Here is a 23,879-nt window from a genome sequence, read left to right as displayed (position 1 = left end):
GTAGTAGCGGCAGAGTGCAATCAAATGGCCAGCATCACCATCCGCAACCTTGACGATGAGGTCAAGGAGCTGCTGCGTCGACTGGCGGCGGAGAACGACCGTTCCATGGAAGAGCAGGCGCGGGTCATGATCCGGGCCGCTGTTGACGGTGAGATCGGTCCGGGCCGTATCGACCAGATCGAGAAAACACTGCGCGAACTGACCAGCGCGCACGGCGCGGCGATCCCGGCTGGCGCCCCCGCAGGCAAGATCTTTCCGCGAGGCACGCTTTCAGGCAAACGCATCCTGCTCATCATCGGCGGTGGCATCGCTGCCTACAAGGCGCTGGATCTGATCCGCCGGCTGCGCGAGCGCGGCGCCGCGGTGCGGGTGGTCATGACCGCGGCGGCGCAGGAATTCGTCACCACGCTGTCGGTCGGCGCCCTCTCCGCCGACCATGTCTTCACCGAACTGTTCGACCGCAAGGACGAGCACGATGTCGGCCATATCAGACTGTCGCGAGAGGCAGACCTGTTGGTGGTGGCGCCTGCCACCGCGGACCTGATGGCCAAGCTTGCCAATGGCCACGCCAACGATCTTGCCTCAACAGTGCTGATCGCCACCGACAAGCCGGTGCTGATGGCACCGGCGATGAACCCCAGAATGTGGGCACATCCTGCGACACGCCGCAATCGCGCGACGTTGCAGAAGGACGGCATCACCTTCGTTGGGCCGGCCAGAGGCGAGATGGCCGAGAGCAACGAGGCGGGCGAAGGCCGCATGGCCGAGCCGCTGGAGATCGTCGCCGCGATCGAGGCGCTGCTCGATGTGAGCCCGAAACCATTGTCGGGCCGCAAGATCATCGTCACCTCCGGCCCGACACATGAGCCGATCGATCCCGTGCGCTATATCGCCAACCGTTCGTCCGGCAAGCAGGGCCACGCCATCGCGGCGGCATTGGCGAGGCTCGGCGCCGATGTGCGCCTCGTCTCCGGCCCCGTCGGCATCGCCGACCCTACCGGCGTGAAGACCATCCATGTCGAACGCGCGCAAGAGATGCGCGATGCGGTGGAACAGCTTCTGCCCGCCGACGCGGCGGTGTTCGTCGCCGCCGTTGCCGACTGGCGTACCGAGAATTCGGCCGGTGAGAAGATCAAGAAGGTCGCCGGCGAAGGGCCGCCGGTGCTGCGCATGGTCGAAAACCCCGACATCCTCGCCGGCGTCGGCCATCACAGGCAGCGACCGATGCTGGTCGTCGGCTTCGCCGCCGAGACACAGGACCTTTTGCACAACGCCGAGGCCAAGCTCAGGAAGAAAGGCGCCGATTTCATCGTCGCCAACGACGTGTCGCAGACCAGCGGCATCGGTCCTTCGGGGGTGATGGGCGGCGATCGCAATCGGGTGCGGATCGTGTCGAAGGCTGGCATCGAGGAATGGCCGGAGATGGGCAAGGACGAGGTGGCCGCGCGGCTCGCCGCGCTGATCGCCGAACGGTTGAAAACGATTGTCGTGTGAGCATTGCCGGCGGAGGGACACCCGCTACCCAAACATTCTGCCGCTTGTGAGGCGCGCCGCGACCGCCGCTCATCGAACACTTTTGGAAGATGCCACCTTTGCCTTGCCTCGGCGAGATCACGACGACAAACCGATTTCGTTTCGATCGTCGCCCGCATATGGCAGAACCGGACGGACGACCTATATTAGGGGTAAGTATCTGTTGAGTGGGAATGAGTGGATGTCGGCGCTTCGACCATCGATGGTTTTCATGGCGGCAATGCTGGCAGGCGTTGGCTTGCCGGCCTCCGCGCAGGTCCTCGACTCCACCGGCAATGCACTGATCCGGCAGAACGACCTGCAGATATTGCAGAACAGGGTGCAGCGGCAGCAATACCAGCAGCAGCAGCAGCAGTATCGTGACCAGGACCGCCAGATCGTGCCGCAGCCGCGTCCGGTCGTGCCGCAACTCGAGCCAAGCTGCCAGACGCAGATAATCGGCAACACCGCTGTAACCAATTGCCGCTGACAAGCCGGCGTTTTTCATTTATTTAGCCGACTTATGTATTCGGATGCCTCGCGGCGCCGGCGGACGTTTTGGTTTTGCACCGGTGTCCCCGTCGCGCTATGCGGCATTGCTTCGACTGGATCGTTTACGAATGGCAGCCACCAAGAAAAAGGCCGCGCGCAAGGCAAAGAAGGGCGAGAGGATCCGCCAGGTGGCGGCTATCCCCTTTCGGCTGAACGCCCGCGGCGATATCGAGGTGATGCTGGTCACGTCGCGAACGACCAGGCGCTTCATCGTGCCCAAGGGTTGGCCGATGAAAGGCAAGAGCGGGCGCAAGGCGGCCACCATCGAGGCGCAGGAGGAAGCCGGCGTGCTCGGCAAGACGCTGAAGGAGCCGGCGGGCACCTATTCCTACTGGAAGCGGCTGGCCAACCGCTTTGTCCGCGTCGACGTCATCGTCTATCTGCTGAAAGTGACGGAGGAACTGGCCGACTGGCAGGAAGCCAGGAGACGGCAACGGGCCTGGCTGTCGCCGGCCGACGCGGCGATGCTCATCGATGAACCGGACCTTTCGACGCTGGTGAAGACCTTGACGATTGCCCAGCCCCTGCCGGTCGATCCGACGTAAGACCTCGCTCGCCGGTGTCGTCCCCTTCAGGAAACGGCCGCACCGCGTGCCGGTATTGGCGCCAGGCTTTGCGATCGCCAGGCCGCGGCCTTTCGATGCCACGACGGTGCTGCGCGGCCGGGGCGCCACGCCTGTCGCGGGCGACACCGCAGATTCGAGGGCCGATCTGGCACGGAAGCTGCGCCGCAACGTCGGCTAGGCGCCTTGGGCTTTGGCCGACAGGCCGCCTTGAGGTTGCCGCTCAAGCAGGATGGTCGGGGCATCGTGATAAAGGGTCCGCGTCACTTCCAGGTAACCGCATTTGACCGCGACATTAAGCGAAGCCGTGTTTTCCGGATCGATGATGCAGACGGTTCTCGCATGTCCGAACGTCTCGTCGCCCCAGGCATGCACACGGCTGACGATCTCGGTGGCAAGACCGGCGCCGTGCACGGCCGGAACGAGCGCCCACCCGGCCTCGGGAATGCCTTCGATCGACGGCTCCATATCGCGCTTCAGATCGTGAAACCCGGCCTCGCCGACGAAGCGGCCTGTCGCCTTTTCCTCGATCGCCCAGAAACCGTAGCCGAGCAGTGACCACAGGCCGGCATGACGCAGGAAGCGCATCCAGCTTTCCTCGCGCGTGCGCGGCTTGCCACCGATGAAACGGGTAACGACCGGATCGACCCACATGGCGGCATAGGCGTCGAAATCCTCCATTCGGTGCGACCGCAGGATGGTTCGCTCCGTCTCGATGACAGGGACGCCGGTTGCTTTTGGACTGCTCATGGACTCTGCCTCGCTTGCCTACCCGGCGCGTAGCAAATGGCCAGGGTCAAGCAAGGGCCAAGGCAGGATATGTCATCCTCCAGGCGGGACAATCTTTCTCAGCCGCGCCAGGCCATGTTCATGTAGACGCCGCCGCGCTGCAACTCGTCCAGCATCTGATCGAGCCGCTTCTTCCTGGTGTCCGGTCGCTTGGCGCGGACGATCCAGCCGAGATAATCGTTCTTCTGGTACTCCGGCCGGGCCCCTTACGTCGCCATCAGGCCGCGCTCCGTCAGGGCGGCGCGGACATCGTCAGGCATCGGGTTCAGGGAGCGTTTCAATCCAGTCATGTGACCGAACCTACCGTGCCGAAACCCAGCGTCAACGCTGCTGATGGCGAGGCACGACCGACATTCAGCGATAATGACGGGCCCTCTTCTGCTCAAGCTTCGGGATGGGATTTTCCGTCAATGATGCTACTTTTCCAAGGCGTGATTCAGCCGCCGCGACCCGCGTGCCGGCCTCTTCGTTCGAGGGAAAAGACATGGACACCACCGATCTTGTGCTCGCCATCGTCCATCATTTGCTGGTGTTTTCCCTGGCGGGGATCATCGGCGCCGAATTCGTGCTGATCCGCGGCGATTTGCCCGCCACCACGCTCAAGCGGCTCGCCGGCATCGACCGTCACTATGGCATCATCGCCGCGCTGATCATCGTCGTCGGCATCGGCCGCGTCTTTTACGGCCTCAAGGGCTGGGAATTCTACATCTACAACTGGGTGTTCTGGGCCAAGATGGCGGCGTTTGCGGTCGTGGGGCTGCTGTCGATCATCCCGACCGTCCGCTTCATTTCCTGGAACAGGCAGGCAAGCGCCAATCCCTCGTTCCTGGTGCCGGCAGCCGAGCTTGCTTCGGTGAAGACCTACATCCGCGCCGAGGCGTTCATCTTCCTGCTGATTCCGGTCTTCGCCGCGGCGATGGCGCGCGGCTACGGCACCTGATCTTCAGCGGCAACCGTTTCAAGAGGAGCGATCGGCACCAAGGGTGCCGGAATGCTGGTCGTCTTCTCCTGCGCCTTGCAGATGTCGGCGATCACGCAGGCCGGGCAATCCGGCTTGCGCGCCTTGCAGACATAGCGGCCGTGCAGGATCAGCCAGTGATGCGCGTGGCGCATGTACTCGTCCGGAATGATCTTCAACAGCCCCTGCTCGACCTGTTCCGGCGTCTTGCCGGGCGCCAGCCCGAGCCGGTTGCCGATGCGGAAGATATGGGTGTCGACCGCCATCGTGTGCTGGCCGAAGGCCATGTTGAGCACGACGTTGGCGGTCTTGCGCCCGACGCCTGGCAGCTTGACCAGTTGGTCGCGGTCGCCGGGCACCTCGCCGCCATGTTCGCGGATCAGCGCCTCCGACAGCGCGATGACGTTCTTGGCCTTGTTGCGCCAGAGTCCGATGGTGCGAATATACTCGCCGACCTTGGCTTCGCCGAGCGCCAGCATCCTTTGCGGCGTGTCGGCGGCCTTGAACAGCGCCCGCGTCGCCTTGTTGACGCCGGCGTCGGTCGCTTGCGCCGAAAGCACCACCGCGACCAGCAGCGTGAAGGCGTTGACATGCTCGAGCTCGCCCTTTGGCTCCGGCCGCTGGACGGAGAAGCGCCGGAAGATCTCGTGCACTTCGGCCGCGCTGTAGCGCGACGAGCGTCGCACCGGCCTCGGCCGCGGTTTGGCGTTCGAACCGTCGCGCCGTCCGGCCGGCAGCTCTTTTTTGGGCATCGAAGACTCTTTGGACTTGGGGCTCGCCATTCTCTTCCTATAATGTCCAGTCATGAGCGACACAAACGCCTCATTTCAGGCTGACGAACCATTCTTTCAGGCACTGCTGACCCCGCACCGGTCGCTGGGCAGGACTGGCTTCTTCATCCTCATGGGCGCGCTGCTGTTTGGCTGGCTGGTGACTGGCGCGTTTTTCCTGTCGCGCGGCGCCTGGCCGGTGTTCGGCTTCTTCGGCCTCGACGTGGTCGCCGTCTACATTGCCTTCCGTGCCAACTATCGGGCCGCCCGCGCCCGCGAGGAGGTGTCGGTTTCCCGCACCAGCCTCGACATCCGCAAGACCGCGCCCTCGGGAAAATCGGAAGCACACCGCTTCAACCCGTTCTGGGCACGGTTTTCAGTCGCCCGTCATGCCGAGATCGGCATCACCAGGATGACGGTCGAAGCGCAGGGCCAGAACGTGCCGATCGGGTCTTTCCTGGACCCCGACTCTCGCGAAAGTTTCGCCACCGCCTTTTCGCGGGCTCTGGCGACCGCCAGGGCGCGTTGATTCTAGAACCGGTAGCGCAAAAGCCTGCCGACCTTGCGCAATGCGGGAATGTGTCTCCAAAGCCGAACGAACAGCTTGGCGGACCAGCCCATGCGGGCGGCGTGTTCGGGCTTGTAGGCCGAGATGTCCTCGACGAATCGCAGCTTCGGAACGGCCCGCTCCAGGTCATGCGGATCGTCGATCGCCCAGTGAACTTCTGCGCCCGTCGCCTTGATGGTCGGATTGAGACGAAGCAGCTTCAGGCCGAAATGGCTGTAGGCGTCGAACATCAGCTCGCCGCTGGCAAGATGAGAGACAAGCCGCGCTAGCAGGCGTGGCCCTTCATCGGCTGGGAGATAGGGCGTCAGCCCTTCCGCCACCACGACGGCCGGTCGGCTGCGCGGCACCTCAGTCAGCCAATCCGGTTCGGTCAGCGACGAACCGATCAGGTGGTAGTGGTCCCGGGACGGGTAGAGCTTGCGCCTGAGTTGGATCACTTCCGGGTAGTCGACATCGAACCACTCCACGCCTTCTGGCGGATCGACACGGAAGATGCGTGTATCGAGCCCACACCCCAGATGCAGCACGATGGCGTCGGGATTTCTGGCGAGAAAGTCCTGAACGCGGACGTCCAGCGTCTTTGCCCTGATCGCCAGGCCAACGCCGAGATTGGCGTCGACCTTGAGCCTGGAGAAATCATAGTCGATCTTGCGCACCGCCTCGTCGGCGAAATGATCCCCGAGCAGCGAATTGGGCAACCTGCTCTCCAGCGCCTTGCCGTAGAGCGTCATCAGCAAGGTTTCTTTTTCCCCCGTCAGATGCACTTTCTCGCCAGCCATCGGCGCCTCCTGGGCTCGAAATTCCGTGTCTATCTGGGTATGCGCGGCAAGAAGGCAAGTTTCGGGTGGCGACCGACGCCCCAAGGGGCGATATTCCTGACCGAGGAGACAGTTCGATGAGCACACAGACAGCAGTCCTCAAGAAGGACATCACGCCCGAAGGCAGCGACTACGAAATCGTGCGCCGCGCCATCGAGAAAATCAGCCTCGACTATCGCGACCAGCCGTCGCTCGAAGAACTGGCCGAGGAGGTCGGCGAGACGCCGACCGGCCTGCAGAAGCTCTTCACCCGCTGGGCCGGCCTGTCGCCCAAGGCTTTCCTGCAGGCGGTGACGCTCGACCATGCCCGCAGGCTGCTCGATTCCGGCATGCCGCTGCTCGAAACGTCGTTCGAATTGGGCATGTCCGGCCCTGGCCGGCTGCATGACCTCTTCGTCACCCATGAGGCGATGTCGCCGGGCGACTACAAGACGCGCGGCGCCGGGTTGACCATGCGCTATGGCTACCATCCCTCGCCGTTCGGCACCGCCCTGATCATGGCCACCGATCGCGGGCTTGCCGGCCTCGCCTTCAGTGACCCGGGCGAGGAGCGCGCCACCTTCGCCGACATGTCCAGCCGTTGGCCGAACGCCATCTATGTCGAGGACATGGCCGCCACGGGGCCCTATGCCGCGCGCATCTTCGACCCGACACTGTGGCGCCCCGACCAGCCGCTGCATGTCGTCATGATCGGCACCGACTTCCAGGTTCGTGTCTGGGAGGCGCTGCTCAACATCCCGATGGGCAGGGCCCGCACCTATTCCTCGATCGCCGCTAGCATCGGCGCGCCGAGCGCCAGCCGCGCGGTCGGCGCCGCCAACGGCGCCAACCCGCTCTCCTTCGTGGTGCCCTGCCATCGCGCCATCGGCAAATCCGGCGACCTCACCGGCTATCACTGGGGCCTGACCCGCAAGCGCGCCATCCTGGGCTGGGAAGCAGGGCAAGTCACATCTTGAATTGGCTCGGATACTGCTGCAACGCCGGCGAGATCCTTTCGTCGGCGTTTTCACGTCGTGTGGGAAATGACGTCACCTCGCTGACCTCAGCGAATGGCCCAACACCATGGCGCTTGCGACATCAGCAAGCTCTGGAAACCAGCGGTCTTACAGGGTAGCTTCCCGCGCATTCAGCAGGAGGCATTCCTTGATTATCGTCATCGGCTCGATCAACCTCGACCTCATCGCCAAAGTCGACCGCTTGCCGAGCCCCGGCGAGACGGTGGGCGGCTCGAGCTTCACCACTGCGCCCGGCGGCAAGGGCGCCAACCAGGCGCTGGCCGCGGCTCGCGCCGGCGTCCCCGTGCGCATGGTGGGCGCCGTTGGCAAGGACAGCTTCGCTCCCGAGGCGCTGGCATTGCTGCGCGAGGGCAAGGTCGACCTGTCCGGTGTCGCCGAGACATTTGCCTCGACGGGCACGGCGCTGATCATGGTCGGCGACGACGGCGAGAACATCATCGCCGTGGTGCCGGGCGCCAACGCGTCCGTCCTGCCCGGCGACCTCTCCAAGGCCTTCTTGAAGAAAGGCGATGTCGTGCTGCTGCAGCATGAGATCCCGCTTGCGACCGTCGGCGCAGCCCTTGATCAGGCAAGAGCGGGAGGCGCCATCACCGTGCTCAACACTGCACCCTTCCAGGGCGAGGCCGCCGCCTTGCTCGGCAAGGCCGACTATATCGTGGCCAACGAGACCGAGTTCGACCTCTACGGCGAGACGCTCAAGTTGAGCGGCCGCGACCGGGCGGCGCGCATGCGCGACTTTGCCGGGAAAACCGGCCGCACCATCGTCGTCACGCTTGGTGGTGACGGCGTGATGGCGGCGACACCGACCGATTTCCTGACCATTCCGGCAATGAAGATCACCCCTGTCGACACCGTCGGCGCCGGCGATACGTTCTGCGGTTATTTCGCCGCCAGCCTCTCGTCCGGCCTCACGCTCGAACAGGCGCTGGCGCGCGCCGGCGCGGCTGGTTCGCTGGCCTGCCTCAAGCCGGGCGCCCAGCCGGCGATCCCGCTGGCCAAGGATGTCGACCAGGCGCTGCTGGAAACCCGTTGAGATGATGCGCCCTCGGACGAAGCATGCCGTGCCGTCGGCCGGCGACATCTGCCGTATGTCCGCTGTCGCGCTTGCCGCCGCGATCCGGCAGAAGAAGCTCTCCGTGCGCGAAGTGGTGACGGCATTCCTCGACCGGATCGAGGCGGTCAACCCGCTGGTCAATGCCATCGTCTCGTTGCGCGACCGTGGCGATATCCTGCGCGAGGCCGATGCGGCCGATGCCCGGCGGCAGGCGGGTGTCGAAACCGGTCCGCTCTTCGGCCTGCCGATCGCCATCAAGGACCTCGCCTCGACCACCGGCCTCAGGACCTCGTTCGGCTCGCCGATCTTTGCCGATTTCGTGCCGCAGGAAGACGACTTCTTCGTCGAGCGTATCCGTGACGCCGGCGCCATCATCATCGGCAAGACCAATGTCCCCGAATTCGGCCTTGGCTCCAACACTTACAACACCGTTTTCGGGCCGACACTGAACGCCTTCGACCCTGCCCTGACCGCCGGCGGCTCGAGCGGCGGCGCGGCGGTGGCGCTGGCGCTCGACATGGTGCCTGTCGCCGATGGCAGCGACTTCGGCGGTTCGCTGCGCAATCCGGCTGGTTGGAACAATGTCTACGGCTTCCGACCGTCGCAAGGGCTTGTCCCCGGCGGGCCGGACCCTGAAGTCTTCCATGCGCAGATGGGTGTCGACGGGCCGATGGGCCGCAATATCAGCGACATGGCGCTGCTGCTCGACGTGCAGGCGGGTTATCATCCGCACGCGCCCTTGTCCTACGAGAAACCAGGCTCCTTCCTCGAAGGGCTTGCAACGGCAGCGACTGGCGGCCGCATTGCCTGGCTCCGTGATCTCGGCGGTCACCTGCCGGTCGAACCGGGCATCCTCGAACTGTGCGAGGCCGCGCTGAACCGATTCGCTGATGCATCCTTCCTGACCGAACCCCTGCTGCCGGATGTCGATTTCGAAGCGCTGTGGCAGGCCTTCGTGACGCTGCGCCAGGCCAGCAGCGGCTGTGCGCTCAAGACCCATTATGACGATCCCTCGAAGCGCGGCCTGCTGAAGCCGGAAGCCATCTGGGAAGTCGAGAACGCGATGCGGCTGACGGCGCCGCGGATCCGCGCGGCCTCGGTCATCCGCACGTCCTGGCATCGAACGCTGCTGTCGATCTTCGACCGCTTCGATCTCATCGCGCTGCCGACCGCGCAGGTCTTCCCCTTCGATGTCGGCACGCACTGGCCACGTGAAGTCGCCGGACGAGCGATGGACAGCTACCATCGCTGGATGCAGGTTTCCGCCTTCGCCACCCTGGGCGGCTGCCCGGCGGTCAACGTGCCGGTCGGCTTCGACGACAGAGGCCGGCCAATGGGCATGCAGTTGATCGGCCGGCCGCGCGGCGACCTCGCCGTGCTGAAGGCGGCGGCGGCCTATGAGGCGATCCTGCCCTGGCCCGCCGGCGCCTGACCCGGGTTCACTGGCGGATCACAGTGCCTCGCGGGGCAGGCTTGCGCGAGCATTCTTGTCATGCATTGATTGTCGCCAGCCGCGCCGCATCGGCGGCATTCCGAGGGAAAATCATGTCGCTGGAACTCTACGCCGCCTATGTCCTCGCCTGTATCGTCATCATCCTGGTGCCCGGCCCGACAGTCACGCTGATCATCGCCAACAGCATCCGCCATGGCTCCCGTGCCGGTCTCGCCAATGTTGCCGGCACGCAGGCCGGGCTGGCCGTGATGATCGCCATTGTCGGCATCGGCCTCAACACGCTGATTGCGGGCATGGGCCATTGGTTCGAATGGGTGCGGCTGATCGGCGCCGCCTATCTGATCTGGATGGGGGTGCAGATGTTCCGTTCCAAGGGCAAGCTGAACGCCGATGGAACGGCGAGGAAGCCGCGCGGCGGCTTCTTCCTGCAGGGCCTGCTGGTGGCGCTCAGCAACCCCAAGACGCTGGTGTTCTTCGGCGCCTTCTTTCCGCAGTTCATCGCGCCGCAGGGCAACTACTCGCTGCAGATCGTCGTCATGGGCCTCACCGCCATGATCTTCGCGGCCGTCTCGGATTCGACCTACGCGCTGGCGGCCGGCCGCGCCGGGCGCCTGTTGTCAGCCAGCCGCATCAAGCTCATGTCCAGGATCAGCGGCAGCTTCCTGGTCGGCGGCGGCCTGTGGCTGGCATTTTCGCGGTCGAAGTAACGGCAGGAGCCGCGAGGCCGGCGTGACGAAGAGTTGCAGTGTTCTGGAATGGCAACCGATTGAAAGTGTGTTCTACCCCTACCACATGAATCCATGTTGAGGGATTCATGTCTGTCTTTTGGACCTGGGATGGTTTGAAGAGGAACGCGCCTAGCGTGATACTCTTCGTCGGTGTGTTTGCGATCATGGTTGTGTTGGCGGCAAGCAAATGGGCCAACGACGCAACCCCGATCCGGTCGGTTGACGCGATCGATGGAACGATCAGGAGCGTCTACTGGGGCAAGAATGACGGCCCCACTTACGCCCTGTCACTCAACGACAACTCGTTGGTACTTGTCGACGATGAGCAACCGCACCTCATCGGCTCAAACGCCAGGATTGAGCGCGTTACCCGCGACAATGGTTCCGTTTCCTACCGGTTTGCGAATTGAACCATCGGGATTAATTTTAAAAAGCTCCCTTGAAGTAAAATCGATAGCCTACTTACCTATTGAGTATGGGCACATCCGGGTTTTCTTTTAGAAATCGCCTGCTTTTGCTTCAGGAAGAATTTGGCGAAGCAGCTGTTGGCGTAGCCATGTTTTGTGCTCTCGCCCTTGGGCCTCTGGTCCCTGTCATGATGAGGCAGGCTGACCCCATTGTCGGCACACAATCGGTGGGAGGCAAGATCGAATACGTTACGACGATGCCTCTCAATCCAAAAAGTGCCGTCGGTCAGGGGTTTCACTACAGATATGAAATCCGTCTCGAGGACACCGCCGAACTGGTGTTTGTCGACGGTGAGGTGGAGACGCCGCACATGATCGGTTCGCAAGTCCGAGTGGAGCGGCAACGTCACAAGCACGGCGCCGACACCTACCGACTGCCCCATGGATGAGGATGGGGCTTAAAGCCGCCCCAGCCTCTCCACCAGCAGCGCGAAGAAGCCATCATGGTCGATGTCGCGCATCACCATGGCGTTCTTCGGCCGCTTGGTGACGCCCCACCAGTCGATCACGGTCATGCCCATGGTGAGTTCCGAGGCGGTTTCCACGCTGACGTTGCAGGTGCGGCCCTTGAACAGCTCCGGCTTCAACAGATAGGCGATGACGCAGGGGTCGTGCAGCGGCCCGCCGTCGGTGCCATATTTCTCCTCGTCGAATCGCTCGAAGAACTCCAGCATCTCCGCTGTCGCGGTGCCGACCTTGGTGCCAAGTGCGCGGAAGGCCTGCGTGCGCTTGGCGGTTGTAAGCGCCTTGTGGGTGACATCCAGCGGCATCATCACGATCGGAATGCCGGATTTGAGCACGATATCGGCGGCATGCGGATCGACATAGATGTTGAATTCGGCCGCCGGCGTCACATTGCCGCCCTCGAAGAAGCCGCCGCCCATCAGCACTATTTCCTTGATCCGATGCGCGATGCGCGGTTCGCGGATCAGCGCAAGCGCGATGTTGGTCAGCGGGCCGAGCGGGCAAAGCGTGATGGTGCCGCTCTCTTCCTTCATCAGCGTCTCGACAATGAAATCGACCGCGTACTCCTTTTGCAGCTTCATCGTCGGTTCGGGCAATTGCGGCCCGTTGAGGCCGGTCTTGCCATGCACTTCCTCGGCGGTGACCAGTTCGCGCAGCAGCGGCCGGATGGCGCCGGCGTAGACCTTGATATCCGGCCGGCCAGCCAGCTCGCAAATCTTGCGGGCATTCTTTTCGGTAAGCCTCAGCGGCACGTTGCCGGCAACGGCGGTGATGCCGACGATCTCCAGCTCGGAGCTGCCGAGCGCCAGCAAAATGGCGACGGCATCATCCTGGCCGGGATCCGTGTCGATGATGATCTTGCGTGATTGGGGCATTTCAATTCCTTGTTTGGCTAGGCCATGCACTTGAATGAATCCGGTCGCAACATCCGAAGGGCGCTACAGCGACAGCGAGCTGCCACGTCGAACCGCTCGACCGGGGGAGATAATCCCGACCGTCGCGCTTCTCGTTGCATCTGCTTGCCGTTTCAAGCGCCATGTCGATCATTCTTGTGAGTCCACGACGTGGTCTTTTTGGGCGGGCTTTTTGATGGCTTGAACTTGGCCCCGGGGCGGACCATATCAAGACCATCGGGAAAAATGCCATCCGGGTTTTTCCACTTTATGTCGCTCTTGAGAGGACAGTGTAACATGAGCCGAATGACGCCTTTTTCCAGCCCGCTTCTCCTTGGCTTCGACGCCATGGAAAAGACACTGGAACGCCTGGCGAAATCCGGTGACAGCTACCCTCCCTACAATATCGAACGCCTCAGCGGCGCCGACGGCAAGACCGAGAGGTTGCGCATCACATTGGCCGTCGCCGGTTTCGCCGAAAGCGATCTCGATGTCACAACGGAGGAAAACCAGCTGGTCGTGCGCGGCCGTCAGACCGACGACACCGAGCGCGAATTCCTTCATCGCGGCATCGCCGCACGCCAGTTCCAGCGCTGTTTCGTGCTGGCCGACGGCATGCGGGTGATCGCGGCGGAGCTGAAGAACGGCCTTTTGTCGATCGATCTCGATCGGCCGGAGTCCGAACGGCTGGTACGGAAAATAAACATATCGGTGAAAGACTGATCTTTACCGATGGCTCTCATGCGAGATGGCCTTGAGCGGCGTCTCGCGCCAAGGAGGCTTGAAATGACCAGAACTGAAACTATCACCATGACCAATGGCGAATTCGCCCATCTCGGCGAGGGCTCGGTCGCTTATCTGCGCAAGGTCTCGAGCGACGAATTGCTCGGCCGCTTCCCGAATCTCGGCGAAATCGCACCTGGCATGGAATTGTGGGCGCTGTTTGCCGCCAATGGCCAGCCGATCCTGCTTTCGGATGCGCGTGACCGTGCTTTGGCCGGCGCGATGGAAAACGACCTGACCACGGTCGCCATTCACTGAAAGCAACCCGCTGAAACGGACAGGGCCGCCCATGGCGGCCCGTATGGCGGTTTCTTCCGGAAAGTTCAGGCCGCGTGGGAGGCCTGGGTGTCGGACAGCAGCGCGTGGATCGCAACAGCGTCGCGCGTGCCTCTGATCTTGGCCACCGTATCGGCGTCGCGAAGCACCCGGGCGATACGCGACAGCGCCTTGAGATGATCGGCGCCCGCGCCTTCAGGCGCCAGCAGCAGAAACACCAGATCGACGGGCTGATCGTCCAGCGCCTCGAAATCGACCGGGGTCTCCAGCCGCGCGAACACCCCGGCGATGCGCTTCACGCCGGCCAGCTTCCCATGCGGGATGGCGATGCCGTTGCCGACTCCGGTCGAGCCCAGCCGCTCGCGCTGCAGGATGGTGTCGAACACTTCCCGCTCCGGAATGCCCGAAATCGCCGCTGCCCGTTCGGATAGCAGCTGCAGAAGCTGCTTCTTGGAGTTCGCCTTCAACGCCGGCATTATCGCCGGAACGTTGATAAGATCGCTCAGACCCATGCTTGAAAATCCCTTGTTCGCCTGCCGTCACCAGTCCCCACCCCTCGTGCGGCCGGCTTTTTATTCCTGTGCGACCTTGGTCGTGGACGGGTCGATCCAGCCGATGTTTCCATCGGGCCGGCGATAGACGATGTTGAGATGGTCGTTTCCGGCGTTGCGGAAGACGAAGACCGGGGTGTCCTTGGTATCGAGTTCGATAACCGCCGACGCCACCGACATGGTCTTCAGCGTCATGGTCGATTCGGCGACGATGGCCGGCGCGAAATTCTCCGGGATGTCCTCGTCATCATCGGCAAGCGGCGCCATCACCGTGTAGGCAATGTCGGTCGGTTCGCCGTTGGCGGCGCCCGAATTGTGCGATTTCAGCCGGCGCTTGTAGCGCCGCAGACGGGTTTCCAGACGATCCGCCGCCGCCTCGAAGGCGAGCGTCGGGTCCTGGGCATCGCCCGTGGCCTGCAGCGAAGCGCCGGAATCCAGCCGGATCATGCAATCCGCCGAATAGCGCGAGCCCGATTTGATGACCGTGACGTGTCCGGCAAAGCCGCGATCGAAATACTTCCCGATCGCCTCGCCGACGCGATCGTTGATGCGTGTCCGGAACGCATCGCCGATATCCATATGTTTTCCCGATATGCGCAGATTCATCTGAAAACTGACCTTCCTTGCTCAGGCTTCAAACTGGCCCGAGTTTATACTCGTGGTCCGCGCGCACAAGCTTTGCGGCGTCACTCGCGCCGATTTTAAATCCGAACTTTCCGATTGATCACGAGCCGCCCTTTTGGGCCGTCCCGAGGCCAACGTCGTGACGGACCATCCGCATGCGGGCATCTAGCCCGTCTCATGCGGGCGGGCTTCTAGCCACTTCGCCGCGGCTTGTCAATGAAGCTCAGAAGCTGTGGAAAATCGGGCGGCCCTAACGCCCGGCGCTGGCGAGTGCGCGTTTTTCACGCCGGCGCTGCACCGACGAAGGAATATTCATACCCTCCCGGTACTTGGCGACCGTGCGCCTGGCAATATCGACACCGTTCTCGCGCAGCATGTCGACGATCGCATCGTCGGAAAGCACGTCGACGGGTTTTTCCTCATCGATCAGTTGCTTGATGCGGTCACGCACCGATTCCGAGGAATGCGCGTCCCCGCCGCCCGACGCGGCGATCGAGGCCGTGAAAAAGTACCGAAGCTCGAACACGCCGCGCGGCGTCAGCATGTACTTGTTCGCGGTGACCCGGCTGACCGTCGATTCGTGCATGCCGATGGCGTCGGCCACCGTGCGCAGGTTGAGCGGCCTCAGCTGGCGCACGCCATGGACCAGGAATGCGTCCTGCTGCCGAACGATCTCCGAGGCGACCTTGAGGATGGTCTTTGCCCGCTGGTCGAGGCTTCGCGTCAGCCAGTTGGCGTTTTGCAGGCATTCGGCCAGGAAATCCTTTTCCGCCTGGTTTTTCGCCTGCGGCGAGACCTGGGCGAAATAGACATGGTCGACCAGGACGCGCGGCAGCGTTTCGGCATTGAGCTCGACCGTCCAGCTGCCATCATTGGCCGCGCGCACCTCGACATCGGCAACGATGGCGTCGCTGGCGCCACCTGAAAACACCATGCCCGGTCGAGGATCGAGTGCCCGGATCTCGGCCAGCATGTCGAGCAGGTCCTCGTCGTCGACGCCGCAGATCCGCTTCAGCGCATGGAAATCGCGCCGCGCCAGGAGTTCGAGATTGGCGACCAGAGCCTTCATCGCCGGATCAAGCCGGTCGCGCACGGCCAGTTGCAGCGACAGGCATTCGGCAAGGTCGCGTGCAAAAAGGCCGGTAGGCTCAAAGGCCTGGCACACCGCCAGGACCTTGCCCACAGTGGCGGCGTCCGTGCCGAGGCGCGCGGCGATCTCGGCCATGTCGGCGCGCAGGTAGCCGGTTTCGTCGAGGCCATCGGCCAGATCGCCGGCGATCAGCCGCTGCGCCGGGTCGGCGAAGGCGAGCGCGATCTGCTCGCCGACATGGTCGCGCAGCGTGATCGCCGCGGCGGCCATATCACCGGCGTCAAAACCTTCGGACGAGGAGCCGCCGCCATTGCCCGAAGCCGACTTCCATTGCGCCGTCAGGTCGGGGCCGAGCCGCTCGCTTGTCCCTGGATCGTCGGGAAACAGGTTTTCCAGCGACGTATCGAGCTTTTCCGAGATCGCCTCGGCGCTCCACTGCGTCTCGTTCTCGAACCAGTCGCCATCGGCGGCCGCTTCGGGCGCGGCCTCGATCTTCTGCGCCTGGTCGCTGGTCGCGTCGTCCTGCGGTTCGGCGCGCTCCAGCAGCGGGTTGCGCTCGATTTCCTCGTCGATGAAGTGCTCGAGCTCGACATGGGTGAACTGCAGCAGCCGAATCGACTGCATCAGCTGCGGCGTCATCACCAGCGACTGCGATTGTCGTAGCTGTAGTTTAGCCGCCAACGCCATGGTTCGGGTTCAAACGCCTCGTCTACGCATCCGGACTTCCGGAAGAAATTTCTGAGCCGATCATAGAAACTGGCCCGGCTTTTGCTTGTCAAGGCAAAGGCTAGCAAAACTCGCTTACCGGAGCGTTATTCGGCGACAAAATCGAAGAAAAAGGCCCCGCGAGGCGCCAAAAATCGTGTCAGGAAACAAATTTCACGCCTAAGAGCAATTCCAGGAAAGTGTGAGACGGTTTTACGTCCGGAATTGCGTGAAGACAAAAGATGGAGCGGTTTGGCGTTTCCGTGAAACGGCGAACCGCTCAGAGCGTGAAACCCTCGCCGAGATAAAGCCGCCGCACGTCAGGATTTGCCACCACTTCGTCGGCCCGGCCATGGGTCAGCACCTGGCCGGCATGGATGATGTAGGCGCGATCGATCAGGCCGAGCGTTTCGCGCACATTGTGGTCGGTGATGAGGACGCCGATGCCGCGCGCCGTCAGGTGGCGCACCAGTTGCTGGATATCGGCGACGGCGATCGGATCGATGCCGGCGAAGGGCTCGTCGAGCAGCATGTAGGCCGGGCGCGTCGCCAGCGCGCGTGCGATCTCCAGGCGTCGCCGCTCGCCGCCGGAAAGCGACATGGACGGCGCCTTGCGCAGATGGCTGATGTGGAATTCCTCGAGCAGTTCGTCGAGAATGCGGTCGCGTTCCTTGCGGCTCTTTTCGACCACTTCCAGCACCGCGCGGATGTTCTGCTCGACGCTCAAGCCGCGAAAGATCGAGGCCTCCTGCGGCAGATAGCCGATGCCGAGGCGCGCACGACGATACATCGGCATCGAGGTGACGTCGAAGCCGTCGATTTCGATCGTGCCTTCATCCACCGGCACCAGGCCGGTGACCATGTAGAAGCAGGTCGTCTTGCCGGCGCCGTTGGGGCCGAGCAATCCGACCGCTTCGCCGGCGCGCACACCGATGGTGACGCCGCTGACGACCTTGCGGCCCTTGTAGCTCTTGGTCAGACCCTTGGCGATCAGGGTTCCCTTGAACTTTCCCGCATCGACGGTCACCGTGGACGGCGCCGAAATCTTGCCAGCGGCCCGCCCCGGAAGACGCGCCGTCAGCGACGACAGGCTGGCCATCAGGGGTTCGTCGCTCCCGATTTCGGCGGCGGGGTGATCGACATCTGGACGCGCTGGCCGGCGCATGGATCAACCTGGGCCAGCCCGCTTTTCATCTGCACGGTGAGCTTGCAGCCCACCAGCACGTTGTCGTTTTGCGACAGAACGACCTTTTTGCCCGACAGCACCAGCACCTGGCTCTTCATATCGAAGCTGCCTTGATCGCCGGTCGCGATCTGCGCATCGGACTTGATGTAAACCTTGTCGGAAATCTCCAGGTGATCGATGTTGGCCGAGCCGGTCATCGCCGCTCCGGTGGCTTCCGTGCCCTTGGCCGCGGCATTGGGATCCTTGACGTAATACACTGTCATCTTGCCGGCTTTGAGCAGGGTCGGCCCCTGGACGACGCTGACATTGCCCGTGAACACGGCGACACTCTCCGCCTGCCGGACCTCGAGCTTGTCGCTCTCGATCTGTATGGGCTTGTCGCCGGACAGTTTGAGACCTGACTGGCTGGTGGACTGCGCCGATGACGGCACCAGCCCGAGCAGCAGCAACGCCGAAGTTGCAGCCGCAAGCCGCGTCGAACTACTGAGCCGCATTGGTTTCTCCGCTGTTTCCCTCTGCCGTCTTCAAGGCGGCGGAATCGATGTTGACGCGCACTTTGTTCTCGAACACCAGAACCCTGCCATTGTCCCGGACCGACATCGAATCCGCCGTGATCCGCGACCCGCCACGGCTGACATCGACAGGATCTGCGGTCTTCATAGTGCCTTTGCCCATGTCGAGGAAGACCGATTTGAACTTGGCCTGCATGCCGTCGGTTGTGGTGATGGTCACGTCGCTGGTCAGGTTCATCGTATTGCCGTCGCGATCGTAGGTGCCGTGCGAGGCCTTGACCGCAGCCACATTGTCGGGCGCGATCGGCACCTTGGCGTCGATGCCCTCGAGTTCGATGATGCCTTGCGTGCTGACGTCCTGAATGGCGCGGAGCGCCGTCATCGAATAGGGCTGCTTCTGCTTGGTGAAACCGTTGAGCTTGGGGTTGGCCATCACCAGCTTGCCGTTGGAAAAAGCGGTGCCTTCCGCCTGGACCGAGACGGAGACGGGCGCGGCGAGATAGGAATAGATCGGGAAAGCGACGGCGATCAACGCGGCTGCCAGCGGCACGGCGAACTTGAGAACGCGCACGCGGCGCGAATGACGCTGCGCGAGGTCGAACGCATCGCCCCGCGTCCGGCCGTCCGCCGGGGGAGCCAACTCCGTCTCGGCGCTGGTCGGTTCAATCGGTCGCGCTAACATGACTGCTTTCTTCTAAACCCTGCCCGCCGGGCAGCACCGCCTATAGGTGGGACGCCGGCGCCTTCAAGCAAGCACAAGCCGACGAAAACTGCAAAAATGTGACAGCCGCATTTGTACAGACGAAAACCAGATCAGCACAACTGCCCGCGCTTCATAGCAGAAACGGATGCACAGCGTAAAATTTATCGGCTGTCGGTCTTGCGCCCCGAGCCCGTATCGATCGCACAAATTCGTGAAGAGAGATGGCCGGCCCCGATCGATCGGGGATCTGTATGGCCATGTAATCGCTATATATTGATCCTCGGCGCGGCTTGCCTCGTCGAACAGAAAAGAGAATTGCTTCCAGATGGGAGGATCATGGTCTAAAAGCGTCTCCTCCCGCCGACTGAAAGGCTGACCATGGCACTGAGAGCCGACGACCTCATCGACCGCCGCCGCTTGCGGCGCAAAGTGACATTCTGGCGCATTGTCGCCATCGGCATCGTAGCACTCGGGGTGATTGCGCTTTCATCCTGGTTCTACGGCGACGATTTCAGCGGCTCCGCCGTCAATCATATCGCCAAGGTCAGGATCGAAGGCACCATCACCGAGGACGAGGAACTGATCAAGCGGCTGGAAACCATCCGCCTGTCGTCGAAGGTGAAAGGCGTGATCCTGTCCATCGATTCGCCTGGCGGCACCACGGTCGGCGGTGAATCGATCTATGAAGAGGTGCGCAAGCTGGCCGCCGACAAGCCGGTGGTGGCGGAAGTCGGCACGCTCGCCGCATCGGCGGGCTACATGATCGCCAGTGCCGCCGATCACATCGTTGCCCGCAAGACCTCGATTGTCGGCTCGATCGGCGTGCTGATCCAGTATCCCGACGTCAGCGGCCTGATGGACAAGCTCGGCGTCAAGCTGGAGGAGGTGAAATCCTCGCCGCTGAAAGCCTCGCCCTCCCCTTTCAAGCCGACCAATGACGACGAGCGCGCCATGGTCCGCAAGCTCATCCTCGACAGCTATGACTGGTTTGTCGGCATCGTCGCCGAGCGCCGCAAGATGACCCGCGAGCAGGCGCTGGCGCTGGCCGACGGTTCGATCTTCACCGGCCGCCAGGGCGTCGCCAACGGGCTGATCGACGCTGTCGGCGGCGAGACCGAGGCGGTCGACTGGCTGGCGACCAAGGGCGTCGATGCCAAGCTCAAGGTGGTCGAATGGAAAAATACGGAACGGCGTGGTGGTTTCCTGTTCTCGAAGGCGATGGCGCAAACGATCGGCAGCGCACTCGGTCTGCCGGCCTTCAGTGGCGACGTTATTCGCGAACTTGGCGCCGACCGCTTGTTTCTTGACGGTCTCGTTTCCGTCTGGCACCCTTGAGATGCCGTTTGGGGCGAGTGAAAAAAGCAAATAAAATCATCCTCATAATTTTGACCGCACTGCTTTCACGGGGACACGTCTCATGATCAAGTCCGAACTTGTGCAGATTATTGCCACGCGCAATCCGCATCTTTTCCTGCGCGACGTCGAAAACATCGTCGGCGCGATCTTCGACGAGATCACCGATGCTCTTGCCGAAGGCAACCGGGTCGAGTTGCGTGGCTTTGGCGCTTTTTCGGTGAAAAACCGCCCTGCCCGCACCGGCCGCAATCCGCGCACCGGCGAATCCGTCGAGGTCGAGGAGAAATGGGTGCCGTTCTTCAAGACCGGCAAGGAGTTGCGTGAAAGGCTGAACGGCGGCAAGTAGGCGCGGCGTCAGCGCCAGACGGCCTTATCGGACAGGCCAGCTTCCGACGGAAAACATCATGTTCAATCGCTTCATGCTCATCGTGGTCTTCGTGCCCCTGGCGATCATCCTGATCGCGCTCGCCGTCGCCAACCGCGAATTGGTCGCCTTCACCCTGGACCCGTTCAATCCCGGCAATCCGAAGCTGACGCTGACCCTGCCCCTGTTCATCTTCCTGTTCCTGGCTCTCGCCATCGGCATGGTCGTCGGCAGCCTGGCGACCTGGGTCAAGCAGGGCCGCTACCGCAAGCTGGCGCGTCAGCGCGGCGTCGAAGCCGAAAACCTGCGTCAAGCGGTCAGCCGCGCCCCCTCGGCACCACAAGGCCCGGCCCCGGGATCGGCCCAAGGACCCGCATTGCCGAAGCCGACCACTTGAACCGCCGCTCGGCGGTTTCTTTCCACGGAGTTTTCCATGCTGACCATTTCGGCCGCCGAGGTCGATCGTGCGCTGACCTTTCCCGGACTGGTCGAGACGCTGCGCACGGCGTTTCGCGAGGGTGCGGTGCAGCCGGTCAGGCATCATCATACGGTCGAGCGGCCTGACGGCGCCGCCTCGACCTTGCTCCTGATGCCGGCCTGGACCGATTTCCACGCGGCTGGGAGTTCGGCCGGTGGCCACGTCGGCGTCAAGATCGTCACCGTCTCGCCCGACAACAACGCCATCGGCAAGCCGGCGGTGATGGGGCTCTATCTCTTGCTCGATGGCGCCACCGGCGAACCCGAAGCCTTGATCGACGGCCAACGGCTGACACAGTGGCGCACGGCCTGCGCCTCGGCGCTGGCGGCCTCCTATCTCGCCCGCGACGATGCCTCGCGGCTGCTTGTGGTCGGCGCCGGCGCCCTGTCGCCGTTCCTTGCCAAGGCGCATTGCGCCGTGCGGCCGGTCAAGACCATCCGCATCTGGAACCGCACCCAGGCCAATGCCGAGAAGGTCGCGGCCGACCTGCGCGCCGAGGGCTTCGCGGCCAGCGCCGCGAGTGACCTCGATGCCGAACTTGGGCAGGCCGACATCGTCTCCTCTGCGACGATCACGACGACGCCACTGATCAGGGGCGCGCTGTTGCGGCCGGGAACCCATGTCGACCTGGTCGGCGGGTTTACGCCAACGATGCGCGAAAGCGATGACGACGCGATCAGGCGCGCGCGCGTCTACGTCGACACCCGCGCCGGCGCCACCAAGGAAGCCGGCGACATCGTCCAGCCGCTGGCCTCCGGCGTGCTGAAGCCGGAAGCCATCGTCGCCGACCTGCATGAACTGGCGCGTGGCCAGAAGAAGGGCCGTGAGAGCACAAGTGAGATAACGCTGTTCAAGTCGGTCGGCGCGGCGCTCGAGGATCTTGCCGCCGGCATCGCCGTCTACAAGGCGCTCAAGGCCTAGTTCACCGCCGCGACCTTTTGGGCGCCCATCGCCTCTGCGATCAGGGCGAAATCAGCCGCGCTGATCGGAAACAGGCCAAAGCGAAGCTGATACCCCCAGTTCGACCTGCCGGCGGTGAATTCCAGCCGGTCGAGCAGCGGCTTGATCGATGTTTCCTCAGCCCTCGCCCACTCGACATCGCGGCGGAACGGCGTGAAGCCGCCGCCCATATCGCCCTCATAGGGCTCGCCTTCCCGCACGGTGCCGATTGCCGTGAAGGCCTGCAGGCCGTCTTTCTCGCCCATAATGGTGGTTGGCGAATAGTAGATGATGCCATCGCCGGGCTTGACGCGGCGCAGGGGTGCGGCCTTGCCGTGATTGACCTGCATGAAGCCGGCGGCGCGGCCGCGCCGGACATGTTCGGCCGACGCCACCGCGATCCAGTAGGCGCTCATTTCTGCTCCCCATTGGCCTGTTCCCTATCGGACAGCCAGTAGACGCGCAGGCGGTGGTTGTCGGGATCGAGCGCAACGAAAGTACGGCCGAAATCCAGGTTGGTCGGGGTCTGCAGGATCTTCAGCCCGCGCCCGGCCCAATCGGCATGGGCGGCATCGACCGCGTCAGGCGTATCCAGCGCAAACACGATCTCGGCGCCGCCACCCGCCGCCGACGCCGCCGGCTCCACCGTGTGGCACGACCAGAGGCCAAGCTTGAAGCCGTTATCGAGCACGAACAGGACGAAAGTGGCTGAGCTTTCGACCGGCTCACGTCCGAGCAGCGCGCCGTAGAAGGCGCCGCTCCGCTGCGGTTGGTCGACATAAAGGATGACGAAATTCGGGGATGTCATGAATTGCTCTCCAAGGTTCGGCGTTTCGACTTGGCGAGGCTAGGGCAGGCTACTGTCAGATTCTGGCAGTAGCCATCATGAGTCGCGCGACTTGTCGAGCGTTGCCCGCCATTCCTTGAGCAGCGCGTGGCGACGGCGCGGATAGCGCATGTCGGTGGCTTCGAGTTCCGCGATGCGGTCGGCGCGAAAATGGCGAAAATCCTGCCGCATCTCGCACCACGCCACCACCACCCGCACCTTGTCGAAGAAGGCCAGTGCAAACGGCCAGACCACACGTTCGGAGGCGGCGCCGCCGGCATCGCGGTAGAGAAAGCCAAGCTTGCGTTCCTTGCGGATAGCCTGCCGCACCAAGCCGAGATCGATGCCTTCGACAGCCTTGGCGGGTGGCCCGACCAGCAGCGTCGATGCATCGAGGTCCCCGCGCAGATCGTCCGGCAGCACGGCGGCGATCTTGGCCAGCGCGTTGGTGGCGGCGGCCGAAAGACGCTGGTCCGGCTGCTTGGCGACCCAGCGCGAGCCGAGCACGATGGCTTCGATCTCCTCGTCGCTGAACATCAGCGGCGGCAGCATGAAGCCGGGCTTGAGCACATAGCCCAGCCCCGCCTCACCCTCGATCGGCACGCCCTGCCCCTGCAGCGTGGCGATATCGCGGTAGAGCGTGCGGATCGAAATCCCGAGTTCATCGGCCAGCGCCTGCCCGCTCACCGGCCGGCGGTGCCGGCGCAGGCACTGGATCAGGTCGAGCAGGCGTTCTGAGCGGGACATCTGGTAGATTTGCCTGTTTCTTTGACATTGGTCCATCACCAGACGACATGAACCGGAGAGGCTGGCGCGGCGGACTTGGTTGCGAAGCCTGTTGCCCTATGCCAAAAGCGGCCACGCCGCTCGGAGATGCTCC

At 63.3% G+C, this 23,879-nt stretch carries 31 protein-coding genes; 17 read left to right on the top strand and 14 right to left on the bottom strand.

Annotation, left to right across the window (positions count from 1 at the left end; all coding sequences use genetic code 11):
• The first annotated feature begins 24 nt into the window (after nt 1–24).
• The 3 genes from coaBC (at nt 25) to AC56QP_RS23625 (ending at nt 2,609) form a co-directional block, all read left to right on the top strand.
• On the top strand, nt 25–1,494 hold the full coding sequence (gene coaBC / locus AC56QP_RS23635; RefSeq protein ID WP_489863257.1) for a bifunctional phosphopantothenoylcysteine decarboxylase/phosphopantothenate--cysteine ligase CoaBC: 1,470 nt from the start codon (nt 25–27) through the stop codon (nt 1,492–1,494).
• Between the two features lie 220 nt (nt 1,495–1,714).
• A complete protein-coding gene (locus AC56QP_RS23630) occupies nt 1,715–2,002 on the top strand; it encodes a hypothetical protein (protein ID WP_489863258.1) in 288 nt (95 codons plus the stop codon).
• A 130-nt stretch (nt 2,003–2,132) separates the two neighbouring features.
• The gene (locus tag AC56QP_RS23625; RefSeq protein WP_489863259.1) at nt 2,133–2,609 is read left to right on the top strand and encodes an NUDIX hydrolase; all 477 of its coding nucleotides are present in this window, start codon (nt 2,133–2,135) and stop codon (nt 2,607–2,609) included.
• 195 nt (nt 2,610–2,804) lie between these two features.
• Here the strand turns inward: AC56QP_RS23625 and AC56QP_RS23620 are convergent, their stop codons facing one another.
• Entirely contained in the window at nt 2,805–3,377 is a 573-nt protein-coding gene (locus AC56QP_RS23620) for a GNAT family N-acetyltransferase (protein WP_489863260.1), read from the bottom strand.
• 98 nt (nt 3,378–3,475) lie between these two features.
• Nucleotides 3,476–3,580 (bottom strand): hypothetical protein, encoded by a 105-nt coding sequence (locus AC56QP_RS23615; RefSeq protein ID WP_497104090.1) that lies wholly within the window; start codon nt 3,578–3,580, stop codon nt 3,476–3,478.
• A 320-nt stretch (nt 3,581–3,900) separates the two neighbouring features.
• Between AC56QP_RS23615 and AC56QP_RS23610 the strand changes: the two genes are divergently transcribed.
• Nucleotides 3,901–4,356 (top strand): DUF2214 family protein, encoded by a 456-nt coding sequence (locus tag AC56QP_RS23610; RefSeq protein ID WP_489863261.1) that lies wholly within the window; start codon nt 3,901–3,903, stop codon nt 4,354–4,356.
• On the opposite strand, the gene nth is transcribed toward AC56QP_RS23610, so the two are convergent.
• Nucleotides 4,344–5,156, bottom strand: coding sequence for an endonuclease III (gene nth, locus AC56QP_RS23605; RefSeq protein WP_489863262.1), 813 nt, complete (start codon nt 5,154–5,156; stop codon nt 4,344–4,346). The two genes, AC56QP_RS23610 and nth, sit on opposite strands and share 13 nt — an antisense overlap.
• 22 nt (nt 5,157–5,178) lie before the next feature.
• Here nth and AC56QP_RS23600 point away from each other — a divergent pair, with 22 nt between their 5' ends.
• On the top strand, nt 5,179–5,673 hold the full coding sequence (locus AC56QP_RS23600) for a DUF2244 domain-containing protein (RefSeq protein ID WP_489863263.1): 495 nt from the start codon (nt 5,179–5,181) through the stop codon (nt 5,671–5,673).
• A 2-nt stretch (nt 5,674–5,675) separates the two neighbouring features.
• Here the strand turns inward: AC56QP_RS23600 and AC56QP_RS23595 are convergent, their stop codons facing one another.
• The gene (locus AC56QP_RS23595) at nt 5,676–6,491 is read right to left on the bottom strand and encodes a class I SAM-dependent methyltransferase (protein WP_489863264.1); all 816 of its coding nucleotides are present in this window, start codon (nt 6,489–6,491) and stop codon (nt 5,676–5,678) included.
• Between the two features lie 116 nt (nt 6,492–6,607).
• Between AC56QP_RS23595 and AC56QP_RS23590 the strand changes: the two genes are divergently transcribed.
• The 6 genes from AC56QP_RS23590 (at nt 6,608) to AC56QP_RS23565 (ending at nt 11,637) form a co-directional block, all read left to right on the top strand.
• On the top strand, nt 6,608–7,486 hold the full coding sequence (locus tag AC56QP_RS23590; protein WP_091578030.1) for a methylated-DNA--[protein]-cysteine S-methyltransferase: 879 nt from the start codon (nt 6,608–6,610) through the stop codon (nt 7,484–7,486).
• 187 nt (nt 7,487–7,673) lie between these two features.
• Nucleotides 7,674–8,579 (top strand): ribokinase, encoded by a 906-nt coding sequence (locus AC56QP_RS23585; protein ID WP_489863265.1) that lies wholly within the window; start codon nt 7,674–7,676, stop codon nt 8,577–8,579.
• Between the two features lies 1 nt (nt 8,580).
• Nucleotides 8,581–10,032: an amidase gene (locus AC56QP_RS23580; protein WP_489863266.1), complete on the top strand. Its 1,452-nt coding sequence runs from the start codon at nt 8,581–8,583 to the stop codon at nt 10,030–10,032.
• Nucleotides 10,033–10,145: 113 nt separating this feature from the next.
• A complete protein-coding gene (locus tag AC56QP_RS23575) occupies nt 10,146–10,760 on the top strand; it encodes a LysE family translocator (RefSeq protein WP_489863267.1) in 615 nt (204 codons plus the stop codon).
• 155 nt (nt 10,761–10,915) lie between these two features.
• Complete coding sequence (locus AC56QP_RS23570) at nt 10,916–11,191, top strand: hypothetical protein (protein ID WP_489863268.1); 276 nt, start codon at nt 10,916–10,918, stop codon at nt 11,189–11,191.
• Nucleotides 11,192–11,376: 185 nt separating this feature from the next.
• Nucleotides 11,377–11,637, top strand: coding sequence for a hypothetical protein (locus tag AC56QP_RS23565; protein WP_489863269.1), 261 nt, complete (start codon nt 11,377–11,379; stop codon nt 11,635–11,637).
• Between the two features lie 9 nt (nt 11,638–11,646).
• Here AC56QP_RS23565 and AC56QP_RS23560 read toward each other — a convergent pair whose 3' ends face one another.
• Nucleotides 11,647–12,588, bottom strand: coding sequence for a nucleoside hydrolase (locus AC56QP_RS23560; protein WP_489863270.1), 942 nt, complete (start codon nt 12,586–12,588; stop codon nt 11,647–11,649).
• 315 nt (nt 12,589–12,903) lie between these two features.
• On the opposite strand from AC56QP_RS23560, the gene AC56QP_RS23555 reads away from it, so the two are divergent.
• Together AC56QP_RS23555 and AC56QP_RS23550 are read left to right on the top strand one after the other, a co-directional pair.
• Nucleotides 12,904–13,329: an Hsp20 family protein gene (locus AC56QP_RS23555; RefSeq protein ID WP_023760739.1), complete on the top strand. Its 426-nt coding sequence runs from the start codon at nt 12,904–12,906 to the stop codon at nt 13,327–13,329.
• A 63-nt stretch (nt 13,330–13,392) separates the two neighbouring features.
• Nucleotides 13,393–13,647: a BQ00720 family protein gene (locus AC56QP_RS23550; protein ID WP_013529590.1), complete on the top strand. Its 255-nt coding sequence runs from the start codon at nt 13,393–13,395 to the stop codon at nt 13,645–13,647.
• Nucleotides 13,648–13,712: 65 nt separating this feature from the next.
• On the opposite strand, the gene ptsN is transcribed toward AC56QP_RS23550, so the two are convergent.
• The 6 genes from ptsN to lptC all read right to left on the bottom strand — a co-directional run bounded on the left by ptsN (nt 13,713) and on the right by lptC (nt 19,015).
• Entirely contained in the window at nt 13,713–14,177 is a 465-nt protein-coding gene (ptsN, locus tag AC56QP_RS23545; protein WP_091583220.1) for a PTS IIA-like nitrogen regulatory protein PtsN, read from the bottom strand.
• Nucleotides 14,178–14,237: 60 nt separating this feature from the next.
• Complete coding sequence (gene hpf, locus AC56QP_RS23540; RefSeq protein WP_091583223.1) at nt 14,238–14,822, bottom strand: ribosome hibernation-promoting factor, HPF/YfiA family; 585 nt, start codon at nt 14,820–14,822, stop codon at nt 14,238–14,240.
• A gap of 268 nt (nt 14,823–15,090) precedes the next feature.
• On the bottom strand, nt 15,091–16,617 hold the full coding sequence (gene rpoN, locus AC56QP_RS23535; protein ID WP_497101014.1) for an RNA polymerase factor sigma-54: 1,527 nt from the start codon (nt 16,615–16,617) through the stop codon (nt 15,091–15,093).
• A 298-nt stretch (nt 16,618–16,915) separates the two neighbouring features.
• On the bottom strand, nt 16,916–17,734 hold the full coding sequence (lptB, locus tag AC56QP_RS23530) for an LPS export ABC transporter ATP-binding protein (protein WP_091583228.1): 819 nt from the start codon (nt 17,732–17,734) through the stop codon (nt 16,916–16,918).
• Complete coding sequence (locus tag AC56QP_RS23525) at nt 17,734–18,315, bottom strand: LptA/OstA family protein (RefSeq protein WP_091583230.1); 582 nt, start codon at nt 18,313–18,315, stop codon at nt 17,734–17,736. Before AC56QP_RS23525 ends, lptB begins: the two co-directional genes overlap by 1 nt.
• Entirely contained in the window at nt 18,302–19,015 is a 714-nt protein-coding gene (gene lptC, locus AC56QP_RS23520) for an LPS export ABC transporter periplasmic protein LptC (RefSeq protein ID WP_091583233.1), read from the bottom strand. Before lptC ends, AC56QP_RS23525 begins: the two co-directional genes overlap by 14 nt.
• A gap of 399 nt (nt 19,016–19,414) precedes the next feature.
• Here lptC and sppA point away from each other — a divergent pair, with 399 nt between their 5' ends.
• The 4 genes from sppA to lhpI all read left to right on the top strand — a co-directional run bounded on the left by sppA (nt 19,415) and on the right by lhpI (nt 22,155).
• Nucleotides 19,415–20,371 (top strand): signal peptide peptidase SppA, encoded by a 957-nt coding sequence (sppA, locus tag AC56QP_RS23515; protein ID WP_489863272.1) that lies wholly within the window; start codon nt 19,415–19,417, stop codon nt 20,369–20,371.
• A gap of 82 nt (nt 20,372–20,453) precedes the next feature.
• The gene (locus AC56QP_RS23510) at nt 20,454–20,738 is read left to right on the top strand and encodes an integration host factor subunit beta (RefSeq protein WP_006200394.1); all 285 of its coding nucleotides are present in this window, start codon (nt 20,454–20,456) and stop codon (nt 20,736–20,738) included.
• A 58-nt stretch (nt 20,739–20,796) separates the two neighbouring features.
• On the top strand, nt 20,797–21,153 hold the full coding sequence (locus tag AC56QP_RS23505) for a DUF1049 domain-containing protein (RefSeq protein WP_489863273.1): 357 nt from the start codon (nt 20,797–20,799) through the stop codon (nt 21,151–21,153).
• 36 nt (nt 21,154–21,189) lie between these two features.
• Complete coding sequence (gene lhpI / locus AC56QP_RS23500; protein ID WP_489863274.1) at nt 21,190–22,155, top strand: bifunctional Delta(1)-pyrroline-2-carboxylate/Delta(1)-piperideine-2-carboxylate reductase; 966 nt, start codon at nt 21,190–21,192, stop codon at nt 22,153–22,155.
• Here the strand turns inward: lhpI and AC56QP_RS23495 are convergent.
• From AC56QP_RS23495 to AC56QP_RS23485, 3 genes are all read right to left on the bottom strand, one after another.
• The gene (locus tag AC56QP_RS23495) at nt 22,152–22,589 is read right to left on the bottom strand and encodes an EVE domain-containing protein (RefSeq protein ID WP_489863275.1); all 438 of its coding nucleotides are present in this window, start codon (nt 22,587–22,589) and stop codon (nt 22,152–22,154) included. The genes lhpI and AC56QP_RS23495 overlap by 4 nt on opposite strands.
• Entirely contained in the window at nt 22,586–22,981 is a 396-nt protein-coding gene (locus AC56QP_RS23490; protein WP_489863276.1) for a VOC family protein, read from the bottom strand. The genes AC56QP_RS23495 and AC56QP_RS23490 overlap by 4 nt, the downstream gene beginning before the upstream one ends.
• Before the next feature lie 75 nt (nt 22,982–23,056).
• Entirely contained in the window at nt 23,057–23,746 is a 690-nt protein-coding gene (locus AC56QP_RS23485; RefSeq protein ID WP_489863277.1) for a helix-turn-helix transcriptional regulator, read from the bottom strand.
• Nucleotides 23,747–23,879: the final 133 nt, after the last annotated feature.

Source organism: Mesorhizobium sp. RCAM 05104, from assembly GCF_059683645.1.
This window is presented reverse-complemented; position numbering and strand designations above follow the sequence as displayed.